This is a genomic window from Flavobacterium aquidurense (assembly GCF_031458035.1).
In the GTDB taxonomy this organism is placed as follows: domain Bacteria; phylum Bacteroidota; class Bacteroidia; order Flavobacteriales; family Flavobacteriaceae; genus Flavobacterium; species Flavobacterium aquidurense_C.
Genome location: NZ_JAVDXR010000007.1, coordinates 187,802 through 207,243 on the forward strand (window position 1 = coordinate 187,802; position 19,442 = coordinate 207,243).

Genomic DNA, 19,442 nt, shown 5'->3' on the forward strand with positions numbered 1-19,442 from the left:
GCGAGTGCAAATTTAGGACATTTATTCAATTATACAAGTCTTTTTTGAAAAAAAAATAATACTTATTTTATAACCTTCTGATAACCTAAACCTTAAATATGAAAATTTATTTCTTAACAATCATTCTTTTAATTTCATTGAGTTTCATCAAGGCTTCAACCGGTGTAATTGAGTTTATATCAAGGCTCAGGATCTCTTCTTTTATTTCTTCCAACAAAGGATCATCCAAATTAAAAAAGCTCATCTGCATTTCATCATTAGCCGCTTTGATTCCGTTTAAAGCATCGCTGGAATGGTTTTTCTCTAATTTCTTTAAAAGCTTTTGCGCTTTCAAAATAACAGTTTGAGGCATTCCTGCCATTTTAGCCACGTGAATTCCAAAACTGTGCGCACTTCCTCCTTTTACCAGTTTACGAACAAAAAGAACAGTATCTTTTAATTCTTTTACTGCCACATTATAATTCTGAATTCTTGAAAGCGATTCTGTCATTTCATTCAACTCATGATAATGCGTTGCAAACAATGTTTTTGCCCTTCCCGGATGTTCGTGTAAAAACTCAGCAATCGCCCACGCAATCGAGATTCCGTCATACGTACTTGTTCCTCTTCCAATTTCATCTAACAAGACTAAACTTCGATCGGAAATATTATTCAAAATAGAAGCCGTTTCATTCATCTCTACCATAAAAGTAGATTCTCCCATCGAAATATTATCAGAAGCTCCGACTCTTGTAAAAATTTTATCCACGATTCCCATTCTGACACTGTCTGCAGGGACAAAACTTCCCATTTGAGCCAACAACACAATTAAAGCTGTTTGTCTCAAAATAGCCGACTTACCCGACATATTAGGACCAGTAATCATAATAAGTTGCTGTGTTTCTCTATCCAAATAGACATCATTGGCGATATAAGGAGTTCCAACAGGTAATTGTTTTTCGATAACAGGATGTCTTCCATTTTTGATATCCAACTCAAAAGTTTCATCAATTTCCGGACAAACGTATTTATTCTCAATTGCTAATTGCGTAAATGAGCATAGACAATCTAATTGCGCCACCAAATTGGCATTCATCTGAACCGGCTTAATATAAGTCGCAATCCAGGCTACTAATTGTTCAAAAAGGTCGCTTTCAATTTTATGGATTCTTTCTTCAGCACCTAAAATTTTGGTTTCGTATTCCTTTAATTCTTCCGTAATATAACGTTCGGCATTTACCAATGTTTGTTTACGAATCCATTCTGTCGGAACTTTATCTTTATGTGTATTTCGAACTTCGATATAATATCCAAAAACATTATTGAAAGAAATTTTCAAAGATGAAATCCCCGTTCGCTCTGATTCTCTTTTTTCAATTCCTTCTAAATATTCTTTTCCAGAAGTCGAGATGGCACGCAATTCATCTAACTCTTCACTAATTCCTTTTGCAATAGCATTTCCTTTTGCAATAGCAACCGGCGCATCCTGGTTTAATGTTGTTTTGATTTTTTCTCTCAATAAATCACAGGCATGCAAACTATCTCCAATCACGTTCACTGCTTCTTGTGGACTTTGCAATGCTAAAGTCTTAATTGGAATAATAGCATCTAAAGATTCTTTCAAATAAACAATTTCACGAGGGGAAACTTTCCCGGCTGCGATTTTAGAAATTAAACGTTCTAAATCTGAAATTTGTTTGATTTGATATTGAATATTATGCAGCACTTCCGGATTTGATTTCAAATACGAAACTACATCATGGCGGCCTTTTATTTTATTGCTGTCTTTTAACGGTAAAGCCAGCCAACGTTTCAACAAACGCCCCCCCATCGGCGAAAGTGTTCTGTCAATTACATCTAAAAGCGTTACTGCATTTGGATTATAACTGTGATATAATTCTAAATTTCTGATAGTAAAACGATCCATCCAAACATACGCATCTTCAGCAATACGCTGAATCGCCGTGATATGCTGTACACGATTGTGCTGTGTTTCAGATAAATAATATAAAATCGCTCCGGAAGCAATAATTCCTTCTTTTAATTCTTCGACTCCAAAACCTTTTAAAGAGACAGTCTGAAAATGTTTGGTCAAAGTTTCTAAAGCATAATCTTCCTTATAAATCCAGTCTTCTAAATAAAAGCTATGAAAATCTTCTCCAAAAGCAGCTTTAAAATCACCTTTATTATTCTTTGGAACTAATACTTCGCTCGGATTAAAATTCTGCAAAAGTTTATCTATATATTCTGCGTTCCCCTGAGCCGTTAAAAACTCTCCTGTTGAAACATCCAAAAAGGAAATTCCGATATTTTTATTAGCAAAATAGACAGATGCCAGAAAGTTGTTTGATTTAGATTGTAAAACCTCATCGTTTAAAGAAACTCCCGGAGTTACCAATTCCGTAACGCCACGCTTCACGATAGTCTTGGTCATTTTCGGATCTTCAAGCTGGTCGCAAATTGCCACACGAAGTCCGGCCTTGACCAATTTAGGCAAATAGGTATTAATAGAATGATGCGGAAAACCTGCCAGTGCTGTTTCAGTTTCAGAACCCGCACCCCTTTTAGTTAATGTTATTCCAAGAATTTTCGAAGCTCTGATGGCGTCTTCTCCAAAGGTTTCGTAAAAATCCCCTACTCTGAAAAGCAAACATGCATCAGGATATTTTCTCTTGATCTCGTTGTACTGTTTCATTAAAGGTGTTTCTTTCACCACTTTCTCTTTCGCTGCCAAATTAATCTGTTTTTAAATGAAAATTATGACAGCGAATTTATAATATTTTGGAGGAATATCGAAGGGCTTCAAAAATTAAAATATTTTAAGAAATTTTTAAGTTGAGATATAAGAATTTTACATAGATTTGTTTCATAAATAAAAAGACTCCAAAAAATGAAAAAAATAATTTTATTTGCTATGTTAGCTGTTGTTGGAATTACAGCTTCTAACGCTCAAACTACCAAAAAGGCTACAACTAAAGCTACAAAAGTTGCAAAAATTGAAGGCGCAGGGATGGTTTTCGAAAACGAAACTATTGATTACGGAACAGTTGCTCACAATGCCGATGGTAACCGTCAGTTTGTTTTTGTAAACAACGGAACAAAACCATTAATCATTACAAACACACAAGGTTCTTGTGGTTGTACTGTACCAACAACACCAAAAGAGCCAATCGCTCCGGGTGCTAAAGGTATTATTGGTGTAAAATATGCTACTGACAGAGTTGGTGCTTTTACAAAAACGGTAACAGTTACTTCTAATGCAGAAGGACAGCCAACAAAAGTACTTACAATTAAAGGTACTGTTTTACCAGATCCAGTAAAAAGCTAATCTGAAAAACAAAAAGAAAATAATCAAAAAAGCTTCCATATCTTTGGAAGCTTTTTTTATGACTAAATACAATCCAATGAGAAAACTTGAAAATAGCGAACTGGATCGCAAATCGATTGAAGATTTTAAAAAATCAGACAAAACACCTCTAATTTTAGTTTTGGATGATATTCGAAGTTTGCACAATATAGGTTCGGTATTTAGAACAGCTGATGCTTTTTTAATCGAAAAAATCATTTTATGCGGCATTACAGCTACTCCTCCCAATAAAGAAATCCATAAGACAGCTCTTGGTGCTACCGAAACGGTTGCTTGGGAACATCACGAAAATGTTTTGGAAGTTATCGAGAGTCTGAAAAAAGAAAATGTGCTGACTCTTGCCATTGAACAAGTTGAAAGCTCCGTTTTTCTTCAGGATTTTAAAGTCGAGAAAAATCAAAAGTACGCCTTAGTTTTTGGTAATGAAGTTTACGGCGTGGCTCAGGAAGCAGTTGCAATTTGCGACGGCTGTATCGAAATCCCACAATTAGGCACCAAACACTCTTTGAACATTGCAGTGAGTGCCGGAATTGTAGTTTGGGATTTATTCCAGAAGCTAAATTGGCCAAGTGCTGATTAATCAACATTTTATCATACTGAAATAGTATTTCTTAGTAAATTATAAATTTGATTGCTAGAAATTTAATTATATTTTTTTATTATTATAAAATTGATACTTTTATAAAATGAAAAATGCCAGTTTCTATAAAATAACTCTTTTGTTTTCTTTACTGCTATCCAGCTTTTTTGGATTTGCTCAATACACTTTAATTCCTGATCCAAATTTTGAACAAGCACTTATAGATTTAAATATTGATAGTGGAGTTATTGATGGTAAAGTGCTCACCTCAAGTGCAGCTGCAGTTATTAGTTTAAATATCTCCAGCAGAGGATGTACTAACTTAACTGGAATTCAGGATTTTGTTTCCTTACAAGAATTATTTTGTCTTCAAAATCCCTTAATGACTTTAGATGTTTCTAAAAATATTGCTCTAGTTCGTCTAGGATGCAGCAACAACCTATTATCCTCTTTAGATGTTTCTCAAAATATCGCCTTACAAGAGTTAGACTGTCAGAAAAACAGATTAACCATTTTAGATCTTTCCAAAAATACTGAACTAACAAAACTTTACTGTAGTGAAAATCAATTAAGTAATCTCGATCTATCAAAAAATACTCTTCTAAATTTTTTACATTGCGATCAAAATCGCATAGCAAATCTGGATGTTTCTACCAATACTTCTTTAATTCATTTAAGCTGTGATGAAAATCAAATAGCAAACTTGGATATTAGTGTATGTACAGCTTTAATCGATTTAGAATGCAGTAAAAACAGATTGTCTAATTTAAATAGCGCTAACAATACAGCTTTGATAAATTTTTATTGCGACAGTAATCAGCTAACTAATTTGGATGTTTCGAAAAATACATCGTTAACTAATTTTTCCTGTTCAAATAATCAACTAAATAGTCTTAATTTAAAAAATGGAAACAATACTGCATTATCCATTTCTACATTGTTAATTAATGCTAACCCTAATCTCACCTGTATACAGGTTGATAATGCAGCATATTCTATTGTTAATTGGTCTACAAAAAAAGATGCTTCCGCTTCCTATTCGGAAAACTGTAACATATTAAATAATACCACACTTAAAATAGAAGCTACCGGAGACCAAATATACTGTCCTTTAACCACTTTGAAAATTGTAGAAACAATTCATATTGATCATGATCCTGCAGAAACAGGAACCGAAGCCATTTATATTCAAATTTCTTCAGGTTATTCCAGCAATTTAGACAAACTGGAACTTTCAAATCCAACAGCGCACCCATCTATTACAACATCCTGGGATCCGGTTACCGGAAAACTAAAATTATCAAGTTCAACAGGTCTAGACAATGTTTTATACTCTGATTTTGAAGAAGCCATCAAAGATGTTGTATTTTCCAATTCTTCAGTCACAGCGTCTGGAAGCAGAACTTTTTCTATTACAATGGGCCAGGCCAACTATCTGCCTTCAACAGACCATTATTATTGGTTTAAATCAAGAATTGGTGTCACTTGGTCTCAGGCAAAAGCCTTAGCAGAGGCAGAGAATTATTATGGCCTTAAAGGATATTTAGCCACAATCTTATCTGCTGACGAAGCCAAATTAATTGGAGAACAAGCATCAGGAACAGGGTGGATTGGCGGAAGTGATGCTGAGACAGAGGGTACTTGGAAATGGGTCACAGGCCCTGAAGCAGGAACCTCAATGATTTATACTTTTTGGAATACCGGCGAACCTAATCAACGGGGAGATGAAGATTATGCCCACATCACTCAGCCTGGCGTTGGAATAAAAGGCTCTTGGAATGACTTATCAAATACTGGAGACCCGAGTGGTAATTATCAACCAAAAGGCTATGTTGTTGAATTTGGCGGATCGCCTGGAGACCCCATTTTACAAATAGCAACGAGTACTAAAATTACAATTCCGGAAGCTACTCCTATTACTCCAAATCCAATTTGCGATTCGGGTAGCGTCACAATAAATGCAACTACTGCCCCTGGCGCAATTATTAGTTGGTATGACCAGCAAACCGGAGGTACTCTTTTGGGTACGGGAAATTCATATACAACAACAATTAATACAACAACAACTTATTACGTTGATGCAGGTTGTAATTCAAATCGAAAATCGGTTACGGCGGTCGTTAATAAAACTCCTGCAAAACCAACAGTTTCTTCGCCAGATGTTTCAAGATGTGGCCCAGGAAGTGTAAATCTTCAGGCCATGAGCGATATCGGCAACATTAACTGGTACAAAACTCCAACTGGTGGCACAAGTATTTACAATGGTGCCAATTTTCCAACACCTACAATTTCAACTAATACTATATATTATGCCGAAGCGTCAAATAATGACTGCATCAATAGTGATCGTACGCCAATAAATATCATTATCTACACTCCTCCGGCTGTCACAAATGAAGAACTTATGATGTGTGAAAATCAAAAGAAAACATTGGACGCAGGCATATCTGGAATGACTTACAAATGGTCTACTGGAGAAACGACACAACAAATTGATATTTATAAAGGCGGAACTTATACTGTTGAAGTTACAAATTCTGTTGCAGAAGGAGGTTGTTCAAGTACAAAAACTATTAAAGTTGAAGAACATCAGACTCCAAAAATAGATCATATTGATGTAAACGGGACCACTGTGACAATTCATCTCCTTAAAAAAGAAGAGTATTATGAATTTTCTGTTGATGGTACTACTTTTCAGGATTCTAATGTATTTAATAACGTTCCCGGCGGATCGCAAACAGCTTATGTGCAAGAAAAAAATGGCTGTGGTGGCACTGCACTAAACTTTGTGGTGCTTGTATTTCCAGCATTCTTTACACCTAATAATGATACTTTTAATGACGTTTGGGAAATAACCGGAATAGAAAATTATCCACAGGCACAAGTCACTATTTTTGATCGTTATGGAAAATTACTTGCTCAATTATCCGCTTCGGGAATGAGTTGGGATGGCACTTATAACAAATTCCCTCTACCTGCTTCAGATTATTGGTATGCTGTAAAAATTGACAATACAATGCCAGTTTTTCGAGGTCATTTTTCATTGAAGAGGTAAGTTAATTAGATAATGTGTCAATTAGAAAATTAGATAATTGATACATTATCCAATTATACAATCTTCTTCTTAATTTCATTCAAAATAAAAAGATAGTCTTCATGTCTTTTTACAAAATCACGATCCGAAACATCAATTATTAAGACATTTAAATTTGTTTGGGATTTAATATAATCCAAATAGCCGTTGTTGATTTTATCCAGATAAGCAGCTTCAATATTCTGCTCATAATTCCTGCCGCGCTTCTTGATATTCTGAAGTAACCTATCTGTATTCTGATATAAATAAATATACAAATCAGGTTTTGGCATTTCTTTATAAATGATATCGAATAAGTTTCTGTACAAACGATATTCATCTTCAGCAAGCGTAATCTTAGCAAAAATCAACGATTTAAAAATATGATAATCGGCTACGACAAAATCTTTAAACAGATCAAATTGCGCTAAATCATCAGATAATTGCTGATAACGATCAGCCAGAAAAGACATTTCAAGCGGAAAAGCATATCGGTTCTGGTCTTTATAAAATTTTGGTAAAAACGGGTTATCAGCAAAGCGTTCCAAAACGGTTTTCGCATTAAAATCGTCTGCTATTTTTTTTGCAAGTGTTGTTTTTCCAGCTCCAATATTTCCTTCAAAAGCAATATAGTTAAACTTTTCTAACGGAATTTCTTCTAAAGGATTTTTCAAATCCTTAACAGCAGTACAGACACTTTCATCTGGTGTAACAGCAATTAATTCTGCAATAGATTTCTGAATGACAGGATGTTTCCAGTTCAATTTTAAATCCAGCATTGGTAGCAATACAAATTTTCTGTTTTGCATTAGCGGATGCGGAATCTGAAGCTTTTCAGAATCTATGATTTCATCATCAAAAACAATTAAATCAACATCGATTATTCGGGATTGATATCCTTGCTGATTTGATCGGATACGACCGAGCCTTTTCTCCACTTTTAATACCTGACTGAGTATTTTTTGTGCTGATGAAGTACTATGAAGCAGCAATGCACAATTATAAAAAGCATCGCTCTCGAATCCCCAGGCGGGCGTCTCATATAGTTTCGAAACCTGAATAACGGTACCTATTTCCTGATGTATCAATGCAATACAACTTTCGATATTTTCTAACCGATTTCCCTGGTTACTGCCTATAGATAAAACGATTTGATGCTGTGACTTCATAATTACTGCAAATTAACTAAAACTATTTTAGAATTACTTACATTATTTAACTCAAGAATCAGAAGTTTTGAACTATTTCGAAGTCATATCTATACATAAGCCTGCCAGAAAAACGATGTGTGAGATAAAATAACAGATCCTTATTTAGAGAATTTAAAAATGTAAAAACTACAACTATTTTATATATTTATATATACCACTTCCATTTCATTTAGATTATATTTGTAACAAAGCGACCTTTTTGACGACTTATTAAAAAAATAGTATTATGAAGTTTTTAGGAAATGTAATTGCCACAGTGATTGGTATTTTTGTATTTATTATGTTATTCTTTTTTGGAGTAATTCTTATTGGGGCTATTTTTGGTGGTGATGATAAAATTTCTGTCAAAAATGATTCTGTTATAGAATTAGATTTAAAAGAAATAAAAAATGATTACGCCGGAAAATATAAAGACCCTTGGGTAACTGTTTTTTCTGAACAAAAAGAAATTGGTTTAACTGATGTGATCAACGCTATCGAAGCTGCAAAAACTGATAATAATATTAAAGGTATTTCGATTTTAAACGACGAGTCTTCATTAGGACTTGCTCAATATAAAGACTTAAGAAATGCGCTTGAAAGCTTCAAGAAATCAGGGAAATTTGTTTGGGCCTATGCCAATACTTATTCGCAAAAAGAATATTATTTAAACTCCGTTGCTAATACTGTTTATTTGAATCCTGCAGGTGATTTAGATTTTAAAGGGTTATCGTCTGAAGTAATGTTTTTTAAAGATTTTCAGGATAAATCAGGCATTCATATGGAAGTGATTCGTCATGGGAAATACAAAAGTGCCGTTGAACCATTTTTAGAAAACAAAATGAGTGATGCAAACAGACAGCAGATTACAGTGCTACTGAATTCGATCTGGACTACTGTTTCTTCCGACATTTCAAAAAGCCGAAATATTCCGCTTCCAAAATTAAATGAAATTGCTAATGGATTATTGGCAAGAACTCCGGAAATGGCTAAAAAAGAAGGCTTGGTTGACATTGTTGCTTATGAAGATGTTTATCACAACGCTATCAAAAAAGCACTGAAAGTAACCGGGGATGATGATTACAACAAAATTTCGATTTTAGATTATACTCAAAACAATGTAACGACCGCTTTAACTAATACTGCAAGCGATCAGATTGCGATTATCTACGCACAAGGCGAAATTGAAAGTGGTGAAGGAGATGTAAATATAATTGGCGAAGGCTCAATGCGCCGTTCCTTACAAGAAGCCAGAAAAAATGATGATGTAAAAGCAATTGTACTTAGAATTGACAGCCCCGGAGGAAGTGCTCTAACTTCTGACCTGATCTGGAGAGAAATCGAAATAACTAAAAAAGTAAAACCTGTTGTGGTTTCTATGGGTAATTACGCTGCTTCTGGCGGTTACTATATTGCCTGCAATGCCAACAAGATTTTTGCTGAAAGCAACACGATTACCGGTTCAATTGGCGTTTTCGGAATATTACCAAACTTTTCACCATTGGCTACTAAATTAGGCATCAATACAGAACAGGTAAAAACGCACGAAAACTCAGCAAATTATAGTCCGTTTGTGCCTGTTGATGAAAAATTCAAAGCTTTTACTTTAGAAGGTGTCGAACATATTTACAACACTTTTGTGACGCATGTGGCTCAAGGCCGAAAAATGACTTTCGCTCAAGTTGATGCCATTGCTCAGGGAAGAGTTTGGTCTGGAACAGAGGCTCTTAAAATTGGCTTAGTGGATAAAATTGGAGGATTGAATGACGCGATCGCAGAAGCGGCACGAATTGCAAAAATAAAAACATACAGCACTCAGAATTATCCTGAATACGAAAAAACATTTAGTGATATTTTATCAAATTTACCTTTCGCCCAATCTAAGGAAGCTTTTATTAAAGAAGAAATTGGTGAAGAAAACTACCTTCTTCTGGAGCAGGTAAAAAAATTCCAGAGACAACAAGGTGTTCAGGCACTGCTCCCTTTTGGATTAAACATTAAATAATCAAAAATGAAAAAGCTATTTCTATGTATTGCTGTTTTATTTTTGAGCGTTGCAAATGCTCAGAATAAGGATGAAGTTACTTTTAAAGAATCTCCAATAATTTTAAAAATTAATATCGATCAGCTTTTTGGAACGTTAACGACTCCGGATTTAAAAAAGAAATATCCCGTTGCCTTAATTATTGCGGGTTCTGGCCCAACAGATCGAAATGGAAATAATTCAATGATGAAAAACAATTCGTTGAAAATGTTGGCTGAAGCTCTGGCAAAAAACGGAATAGCATCTTTGAGATATGATAAAAGAGGAATTGGCGAAAGCAAAGCATCTGCGATTTCTGAAGAAAGCCTTGTTTTTGAGAATTATACAGAAGATGCAAAAAGCTGGATTAATTTATTAAAACAGGACAAACGTTTTTCAGAAATTATTGTAATCGGACATAGTGAAGGCTCTCTGATTGGAATGATTGCCGGCGCAAAAGCAAGTAAATACATTTCGATTGCCGGCCCTGGTGAATCTGCAGATAAACTTATAAAAGCACAAATTGCATCAAAGTCAAACAAACAAATAGAAGACATGACTTTTCCGATAATCGATAGTCTGGCAAACGGAAATCATGTAAAAAAAGTTGACCCAATGCTTAATTCGCTCTTCAGGCCAAGCATTCAGCCGTATTTAATTTCGTGGTTTAAATATAATCCGCAGGCAGAAATTAAAAGACTAACCGTCCCTATTTTAATTATACAAGGAAACAACGACTTGCAGGTAACGGTAAAAGATGCAGAACTTTTATCACAAGCGAATAAAAATGCAGAGCTTTTGATTGTTGAAAAAATGAATCATGTCATGAAAACCATTGAAGGCGATAAACAGGCAAATTTAGATAGTTATAATAATGAGACGTTGCCCATTTCAGAAATTATGACGGCCCGAATTATTTCATTTATTAAAAAATAATGAAATCATAAAATCATTAAAAATCCGTTTGAATAGATATTCAGACGGATTTTTATTTTTTAACAACTATTAGATATATTCTTACATATTTGTGAAAAAATTATTACTAACTCATCCAAAAAAAATTATTTTTGCATCAGTTGAATTTCAACTTAACCCCTCAAATCTATAAATAATTATGCTTAAGAAAATTTTAAAGATTACCGCCATTGTTCTCGTGGTATTTGTTGCGGCATTGTTTGCCATTCCTTATTTTTTTAAAGATCAGATTAAAGCAAAAATTGCAGAAGCAATCAACGAAAGTGTTGATGCAAAAGTAAGTTTTGCTGATGCCGATTTAAGTTTGTTTAGAAATTTTCCGAATGCTACTGTAGGCATTGAAAAATTGGTCATTATTAACAAAGCACCTTTTGAAGGCGATACTTTGGTTTCATTAGGAGAATTGAATTTAAAAATGAGCATCAAGGAACTTTTCAAAGGAAAAGAAGAGCCTTTAAGTATTCAGGGAATCACTTCAGAAAATGGTTTGATCAATATTATTTTCAACAAAGATGGCGTTGGAAACTTTGATATTGCCTTAAAGGACAAAAAAGAAGAAAGCAAAGATGATAAAAGCAAACCGCTTTCCTTAAAAATTCAAAATTACAAAATTGAGAATTTCACTTTCAGATATATTGATCAGGGTTCTAAAATAAAAATGGTAATCGACAGTTTGAACCACGAAGGAACTGGCGATTTCACGAATTCAAAATTAGATTTAACGACAAAATCTACGGCTAAAGTATCTTTGGATATGGATAAAGTTAATTACATGAAAAATGTAAAACTGACTTTAGATGCTGTTTTAGGAATTGATCTTGATAAAAGCAAATATACTTTTAAAGAGAATAAAGCTTTAATTAATCAATTGCCTTTAGAATTTGACGGATTTATTCAGATGGTTGATGCGGGTCAGATTTATGATTTGAAATTTAAAACCCCGACCTCATCCTTCACCAACTTCTTAGGATTAATTCCTTCGGCTTATGCTGCAGGTTTAGATGGCGTTAAAACAACAGGAGATTTTACTGTTGTTGGTTTTGCAAAAGGCGAATTAACAGATATTACAGTTCCTAAATTCAGTATTGAAATTGCTTCAAACAATGCTTCTTTTCAATATCCGAACTTACCAAAATCTGTTCAGAATATTGTAATTGATACCAAAATTATCAATGAAACCGGAATTCTAAATGATACCTACGTCAATTTAGATAAACTTTCCTTTAGAATCGATCAGGACGTTTTTAACGCTAAAGCGAATGTTAAAAATATTACTGTTAATCCTCTTGTGAGTGCTGCATTAAAAGGAACTATCAACTTAGCCAACCTTTCAAAAGCATATCCAATTAAAATGGACAAACCTTTGGCAGGAATTTTAAAAGCTGATGTAACCACACAATTTGATATGGCTTCTGTTGAAAAAAGTCAATACCAAAACATCAAAAATGCCGGAACCATGAGTTTGTCAGGATTTAAATATACTGATGAAAATAATAAATCGATGAACATCAGCACCGCACTTGTTGAGTTTAATCCGAGTACCATCAACTTAAAACAATTTAATGCAACTACTGGAAAAAGTGATCTTGCTATTAACGGAGTTCTAGAAAATTTCTATGGTTTTATGTTTAAAAAACAAGAACTGAAAGGAAATTTCAACATGAGTTCTAACCAACTGGCTGTTGATGATTTTATGACTGCGGGCGAACCTGCAACAGAAAAAACCGCTGCAAAACCAACGGAAGCCATGAAAATCCCAGCTTTCTTAAATTGTACCATAAATGCAAAAGCAAATACTGTTTTATATGATAATTTAAAACTTACTGCCGTTTCAGGAAAATTGATTGTTAAGGACGAAAAAGCAATTTTGGAAAACTTTAAAACATCGATTTTTGGAGGAACAATCGGTTTGACCGGAGCGGTTTCGACTAAAGAAAAAGTACCAACTTTTGATATGAATTTAGGTTTTAATCAAGTGGATATTGCACAGACTTTTACACAGTTGGACATGATGAAAAAAATTGCTCCAATAGCAGGAATCATCAACGGAAAATTAAATTCAACTATAAAATTAAATGGAAATCTTGATGCGAAAGAATTAACTCCGGACTTGAAATCAATTTCTGGAGATTTACTTGGGCAATTGCTTTCAAGCACTATAAATGCTAAAAACTCTACTTTATTAAATGCTTTAGGTTCAAACATCAAATTTATTGACATGAATAAGGTAAATCTAAACGATATTAAAGCTGCGTTGACTTTTGAAAACGGAAAGGTAAACGTAAAACCTTTTGATATTAAATATCAGGATATTAAAGTAACCGTTGGCGGAACTCACGGTTTTGATCAAACGATGAACTATAATTTAAAACTAGATGTTCCGGCTAAATATTTAGGATCTGAAGCAAATGCTTTTATTGCTAAAATGTCTCCGGCAGATCAGGCGAAATTGCAAAACATTCCGATTAATGCGATGATAACCGGAAACTTTTCGAATCCGAAAGTTTCGACAGATATGAAAAGTGCTGTTAGTAGTTTAGCTGCGCAAGTAGCAAATCAACAAAAAGAAAAACTGACGCAAAAAGGAACGTCTGCCCTTAACGATTTGATTAATAAAAACACCAAAGCTAAAGATACAACGCAAGCTGCAAAAACAGAAAAAGAGCAAAAGACTCAGGAAGTGACCAAAAAAGCAAGCGACTTGATAAATGGCTTGTTTAAAAAGAAATAATCTTGTGATTTTATAAAAAACCTGCTTTCGAAAATATCATTTTGAAAGCAGGTTTTTTATTTATGATGCATGTAATTTGTGTGATTCTCCCTTATCTAAAATAAGGTTTATTGCTTTCAAACATTCCGGATAACCAGCTGTATTAGTGTCAATACCCACACTATTATTGCCATAAGGCTGGTATTTTTTCAGACTCGAAATCGAAAACAAGCCAACTGTTGGTACTTTTGAAGCGCTTGACAAATGCATAATTCCGCTATCAGCTCCAATAAAAACATCAACATTCGCCATAACAGACCCAATTTCACGAACGTCTTTACTATAGAAACTTGGAGCCTGAAAATTTATCTGAGATACATTCTCTACAGGCAAAATTTCGAAAATATTATAATCAGGATATTCTTTTTTCAAAATCTCATAAAACTCACCCCACCACTCTACACAATAACACTTCTCACCTGTTGCATAGGTGAAAATTGCAATTGTTTTTTTATGTGGATTTATAATATCGTTCAAAATCTTTTTTCCGTTTTCAATTTCTTTTTCTGACAATTTCAAATCAACCAATGCTACTGGTTCATCATTTTTCTCTAAACCAACCTGATTTAGAAAATATCTAAAATTATAAACTGGGTACTTTGCAATATGATCATAATCTTCATAAGGAAGCTGAATATTCTCTGGCAGATCGCCAAAGAATTTATATTTGGCACTTGAAAATTGGACTGCCAAACGTCCTGAAGATGAATTTTGGTCTACATTAATTACAATGTCATAATTCTGTTTTTTTATTAATGTCCAAACTTTGAAATACTTTATTAATTCCTTGAAAGGTTTTTTAGGAAGGGGAATTATTTTATCAATGTTATTATAATTTTCGAAAACTATTGGAGCCAGAAATCCTTTTACAAACAAGTCAATTTTACACCCTGGAAATGTTTTGGTCACTTCCTGAACAAGGGGTGTAATTAATAATAGATTACCTAATCTTCCGTTAGGCCGACAGATTAATACCTTTTTAATTTTAGTTTTATCAATCGGTTTACTATCACTTTTAATAGAGTTACCAATATTCTTGGTCAAATTACGCATCAGACCTCGCCTGAATGCGTTAACTTTTTTTAAATTACTCATTGTGGTATTTGTTTTTGATATATTTTTTTGAAAAAAAACTAATGATCTTTTCTTCAAAAAATCAAAACTAGTCTCTTTTTTTTCTAAAAATAGAATCTCTCTGACAAGTAATTATTATAAAATTGTAATCAAATTTATTAATATTCACACCTTGAAAGAGAAATAAAAATACAAAAAAAATATGTAAACAAGCAAATACCAGATAGTTAACTTAAAAACATAAACAAACACCCAATAAAACTAGACGTTTATATCAACGACATAACCTTCAGAACCACGAATATTAAAAACAGTTCCGTCTTCGAAAATTAAATATTGACCTTTAATACCAACAAGCTTTCCATTATAAGTTGGCGTTTTATCCAAATTTAAACTTGCGATTTTTGCCGGATAATTTAAAACCGGATAATTCAATTCGAACAAATCATCACTTTTGGTATAAAAATACTCCTGAACTTGTAGTGGAAGTAAACTTTCGACTTTCGCTTTTTCAGCGATTAAATCAAAAGCGACTTCAGTATCCTGAAGCATTTTTCGCCAGTTTGTTTTATCTGTGTAATGATTTTTTAACGCAACCTCGGTAATTCCGGCTAAATATCGGTTTGGAACCTCAACAATAGCTATAGCACGTGTTGCACCCTGATCAATCCAACGCGTTGGAACCTGAGTTTTACGTGTGACACCCACTTTTACCTCTGTTGACAATGCCAAATAAACAACATGTGGCTGCAATTGTACTTTTTGCTCATAATCTAAATCACGATCTGCAATACCTAAATGAGCCGTACTTAATTCTGGTCTCATAATCCAATCGCCCACAGCGGGACTAGAATAAAAGCAATCGTAACAGAAACCTTGCCTGTAGATTTTTTTCTTTTTACTGCAATTCAAACATTGAAAGCCTGTAAAATTTATCTCGATTTCTTTACCCAATAACTGGTTCATACTTAAAAAACTATCTTCAAAAACAAGATAATATTGAATTGGATTTCCAATTTCGGTCTGCATTTTTGTAAGTACGCCCTGATATGTCATGGTTATTTTAGATTGCTGTCCCGAAGCTTCGGGATTAGATTTTAGATTGTTCAGTATAGTGAATTTTTATTGTTAAAATTCAATTATTGAAATCGAATCTTACTACAAATAGAATTGTTTTTTGCAAAAAAACACTATTTTTGATATGAGGGACAAAGTTAATATTTGTTAGTAATAATCAAATTTTAAATTTCCTGATTTTGCACTAATAGCAAAATCTAAAATCAGCAATCTAAAATCAAAAATTATCCATGCCCGTATCTATTATCAATTCTTTCGCATCCTGGGTCCTTAAACAAAGGATACATCAAATCGAACTTTTTCTAAAATATCCGAATGAAGTTCAGGAAGAACTACTGCATAATTTACTAACGGCTTCAGAAAATACAGTTATAGGAAAGCAGTATGATTTTGCTTCGATAAACACTTACCAAACCTTTACAGAAAGAGTTCCGATTGCAACGTATGAAGAATTGCAGCCCTTAATTGAGCGCACGCGTCAGGGTGAGCAAAACGTATTTTGGGAAACTCCAATAAAATGGTTCGCTAAATCAAGCGGAACAACAAATGCTAAAAGCAAATTTATTCCGGTAAGTAATGAAGCCCTGGAAGATTGCCACTACAAAGGCAGCAAAGATTTACTTTGTTTGTATTTGAACAACAACGAAGACTCTGAGTTATTTTTAGGAAAAAGTCTTCGCTTAGGCGGAAGTTCTCAGATTTACGAAAACAACAATACTTTTTTCGGCGATTTATCCGCTATTTTAATTGAAAACATGCCAATTTGGGCCGAATTCAGCAGTACGCCAAGCAGTAAAACCTCACTTATGAGCGAATGGGAAGCCAAAATTGCTGCCATAATCAATGAGACCAAAAATGAAAATGTTACCAGTTTTGCCGGTGTTCCGTCGTGGATGTTGGTTTTAATGAATAAGGTTTTAGAAAATACAGGCAATCAAAATTTATTAGAACTTTGGCCTAATCTTGAAGTTTACTTTCATGGCGGTGTGAGTTTTTCTCCTTACAAAGAACAATACCAGAAAATCTTGCCTAGCAAAGACTTTAAATACTACGAAATATACAATGCTTCTGAAGGTTTTTTTGCGATTCAGGATTTAAACAATTCCAGTGATTTACTATTGATGCTGGACTACGGAATTTTCTACGAATTTATTTCGATGGATACTTTTGATACTCCAAATCAAAAAGTGATTCGCCTAGCCGATGTTGAATTGAATAAAAACTACGCGATTGTAATTACGACCAATTCTGGTTTATGGCGTTATTTAATTGGTGACACGGTTCGTTTTACTTCGTTAAATCCGTACAGAATTAGGGTTACGGGAAGAACCAAACACCATATTAATGTTTTTGGGGAAGAACTAATGGTCGAAAATACGGATCAGGCTATTGCCAAAGCTTGTCAGGTTACTAAAACTGAAGTGATTGATTACACCGTTGCTCCTATTTTTATGCAGGACAAAGAGAAAGGTGCTCATGAATGGATGATTGAATTCAAGAAAAAACCGGCTGATGTTGGTCTTTTCCAGAAAGTTCTTGATGAAACTTTACAGACTTTAAACTCTGATTACGAAGCTAAACGCCAAAACAATATGACGTTAAATCCTTTGGTGATTAATGTCGCTCGTGAGAACTTATTTTACGATTGGTTAAAGGAAAGAGATAAATTGGGTGGACAACACAAGATTCCGAGACTTTCGAATCAGAGAGATTATTTGGAGCAGTTGAAGGAGATGTAGTATTTAAACACAAATTTCACGAATTTTCACGAATTAAAATACTTAAATCCGACTAAACCGCATGAGGGATAGTAGTGGAAATCCTTTTGTGCCAGTCCCGAGGCTTCGGGAGATACAAAAGATTGGAACGGATAGCCCGATGGTCTTTGTTTGGCGGGACATACTCATAAAAAAACCTTAGTTCACATTTTGAACTAAGGTTTTTTATTTTTTAAGTCTAGTTTGTTATGTCGATCTCGAAACTTCGGGATCGAAATGACAAAAAACTCCAAATTCTTATTTCTACATCATATCAATATACCTATCGTGATAGCCTAAAAGATATAAAACACCATCAAGACCAAGACTAGAAATTGACGTTGAGGCACTTTCTTTTACTTTTGGTTTTGCGTGAAAAGCGATTCCGAGGCCGGCTAAATTTAGCATTGGCAAATCGTTTGCTCCGTCACCAACGGCAATGGTTTGATTGATGTGGATTCCTTCTTTTTCGGCAATAGCCTTTAAGTGTTCGGCTTTCTTTTGACCGTCGACAATGTCACCTATATATTTTCCGGTTAGTTTACCGTCTTTTATTTCTAACTGATTGGCGTGAACGTAATCGATTCCCAATTCTTTTTGAAGATATTCTCCAAAATAAGTGAATCCTCCTGATAAAATAGCGGTTTTGTAGCCGTAATATTTTAAGGCCTTCATTAAACGGTGCGCACCTTGAGTTATTGGTAAATTCTCGGCCACTTTTTGTAAAACATCTTCACTCAAACCTTCCAATAACGCCATACGCTGTTTGAAACTTTCGTTGAAATCAATTTCGCCATTCATAGCCGATTCTGTGATAGCTCTCACCTGATCGCCTACGCCGTTCAATTCTGCCAACTCGTCGATGACTTCGGTTTGGATTAAAGTCGAATCCATATCGAAGCAAACCAAACGTCTGTTTCTTCTGTAAATATTGTCTTCCTGAAATGAAATATCAACATCAAGCGTTCTGGAAATTTCCATAAAACTCGCTGTCATTAAAATCTTATCCACAATTTCTCCGGTTACAGATAATTGAATGCAAGAACGCGGATATTCTTCTATATCTACAACAGAAGTTCTGCCGGTTAAACGTACAATTGAGTCAATATTCAGGTTTTGGTCGGACATTATTTTTGTCACCGCAGCCAACTGTGAAGCAGCTAGTTTTTCGCCTAAAATATTAATAATGTAGCGCTGTTTTGATTGCGATTTTACCCACGTTTCGTAATCTTCAATAGAAATTGGAATAAATTTCACCTTGATTTCAAGTTCGTAAGCTTTAAATAATAAGTCTTTTAAAACGGGCGCAGAAGAAGAACCTGCTTCGATTTCGAACAAAATCCCCAGGGAAAGTGTATCGTGAATATCAGCCTGGCCAATATCTAAAATATTAGCATCATAAGCAGCTAATACAGATGTTAAACCTGCCGTAACCCCTATTTTATCATGTCCTGAAACTTTTAATAAAATAATCTCTTTATCTTCTATTGCCATTTTATTCCTGTTGATTTTGAAGCGACAAAAATCGGCAATCTATTGTTGATAAAAAAGTATATCGTTCGTTTTTTCTAAACAAA

Annotated in this window: 12 protein-coding genes; 7 read left to right on the forward strand and 5 right to left on the reverse strand. The window is 34.2% G+C overall.

Features of this window, described 5'->3' with window-relative positions; genetic code table 11:
* Nucleotides 1-106: 106 nt before the first annotated feature.
* Nucleotides 107-2,713: a DNA mismatch repair protein MutS gene (gene mutS / locus J2X17_RS13040; protein ID WP_310298692.1), complete on the reverse strand. Its 2,607-nt coding sequence runs from the start codon at nt 2,711-2,713 to the stop codon at nt 107-109.
* Between the two features lie 156 nt (nt 2,714-2,869).
* Between mutS and J2X17_RS13045 the strand changes: the two genes are divergently transcribed.
* From J2X17_RS13045 to J2X17_RS13055, 3 genes are all read left to right on the forward strand, one after another.
* A complete protein-coding gene (locus J2X17_RS13045; protein ID WP_310298695.1) occupies nt 2,870-3,307 on the forward strand; it encodes a DUF1573 domain-containing protein in 438 nt (145 codons plus the stop codon).
* Nucleotides 3,308-3,383: 76 nt separating this feature from the next.
* The gene (locus J2X17_RS13050) at nt 3,384-3,926 is read left to right on the forward strand and encodes an RNA methyltransferase (protein WP_310298698.1); all 543 of its coding nucleotides are present in this window, start codon (nt 3,384-3,386) and stop codon (nt 3,924-3,926) included.
* A 106-nt stretch (nt 3,927-4,032) separates the two neighbouring features.
* The gene (locus J2X17_RS13055) at nt 4,033-6,981 is read left to right on the forward strand and encodes an Ig-like domain-containing protein (RefSeq protein WP_310298700.1); all 2,949 of its coding nucleotides are present in this window, start codon (nt 4,033-4,035) and stop codon (nt 6,979-6,981) included.
* Between the two features lie 53 nt (nt 6,982-7,034).
* Here J2X17_RS13055 and folK read toward each other — a convergent pair whose 3' ends face one another.
* Nucleotides 7,035-8,168, reverse strand: coding sequence for a 2-amino-4-hydroxy-6-hydroxymethyldihydropteridine diphosphokinase (folK, locus tag J2X17_RS13060; protein ID WP_310298703.1), 1,134 nt, complete (start codon nt 8,166-8,168; stop codon nt 7,035-7,037).
* 268 nt (nt 8,169-8,436) lie between these two features.
* Here folK and sppA point away from each other — a divergent pair, with 268 nt between their 5' ends.
* The 3 genes from sppA to J2X17_RS13075 all read left to right on the forward strand — a co-directional run bounded on the left by sppA (nt 8,437) and on the right by J2X17_RS13075 (nt 13,918).
* On the forward strand, nt 8,437-10,194 hold the full coding sequence (sppA, locus tag J2X17_RS13065) for a signal peptide peptidase SppA (protein ID WP_310298706.1): 1,758 nt from the start codon (nt 8,437-8,439) through the stop codon (nt 10,192-10,194).
* Nucleotides 10,195-10,200: 6 nt separating this feature from the next.
* Nucleotides 10,201-11,148 (forward strand): alpha/beta hydrolase family protein, encoded by a 948-nt coding sequence (locus tag J2X17_RS13070; protein WP_310298709.1) that lies wholly within the window; start codon nt 10,201-10,203, stop codon nt 11,146-11,148.
* 178 nt (nt 11,149-11,326) lie between these two features.
* Nucleotides 11,327-13,918, forward strand: coding sequence for an AsmA-like C-terminal region-containing protein (locus tag J2X17_RS13075; RefSeq protein ID WP_310298712.1), 2,592 nt, complete (start codon nt 11,327-11,329; stop codon nt 13,916-13,918).
* A gap of 60 nt (nt 13,919-13,978) precedes the next feature.
* On the opposite strand, the gene J2X17_RS13080 is transcribed toward J2X17_RS13075, so the two are convergent.
* Both J2X17_RS13080 and J2X17_RS13085 read right to left on the reverse strand, forming a co-directional pair.
* A complete protein-coding gene (locus J2X17_RS13080) occupies nt 13,979-15,052 on the reverse strand; it encodes a glycosyltransferase family 9 protein (protein ID WP_310298714.1) in 1,074 nt (357 codons plus the stop codon).
* Between the two features lie 240 nt (nt 15,053-15,292).
* Nucleotides 15,293-16,087 (reverse strand): DUF2797 domain-containing protein, encoded by a 795-nt coding sequence (locus J2X17_RS13085; protein WP_310298716.1) that lies wholly within the window; start codon nt 16,085-16,087, stop codon nt 15,293-15,295.
* A 251-nt stretch (nt 16,088-16,338) separates the two neighbouring features.
* On the opposite strand from J2X17_RS13085, the gene J2X17_RS13090 reads away from it, so the two are divergent.
* A complete protein-coding gene (locus J2X17_RS13090; protein ID WP_310298718.1) occupies nt 16,339-17,847 on the forward strand; it encodes a GH3 auxin-responsive promoter family protein in 1,509 nt (502 codons plus the stop codon).
* 282 nt (nt 17,848-18,129) lie between these two features.
* On the opposite strand, the gene serB is transcribed toward J2X17_RS13090, so the two are convergent.
* Nucleotides 18,130-19,359 carry a phosphoserine phosphatase SerB gene (gene serB / locus J2X17_RS13095; RefSeq protein ID WP_310298720.1) on the reverse strand — a complete coding sequence of 410 codons (1,230 nt, stop codon included), beginning with the start codon at nt 19,357-19,359 and terminating at the stop codon, nt 18,130-18,132.
* Nucleotides 19,360-19,442: the final 83 nt, after the last annotated feature.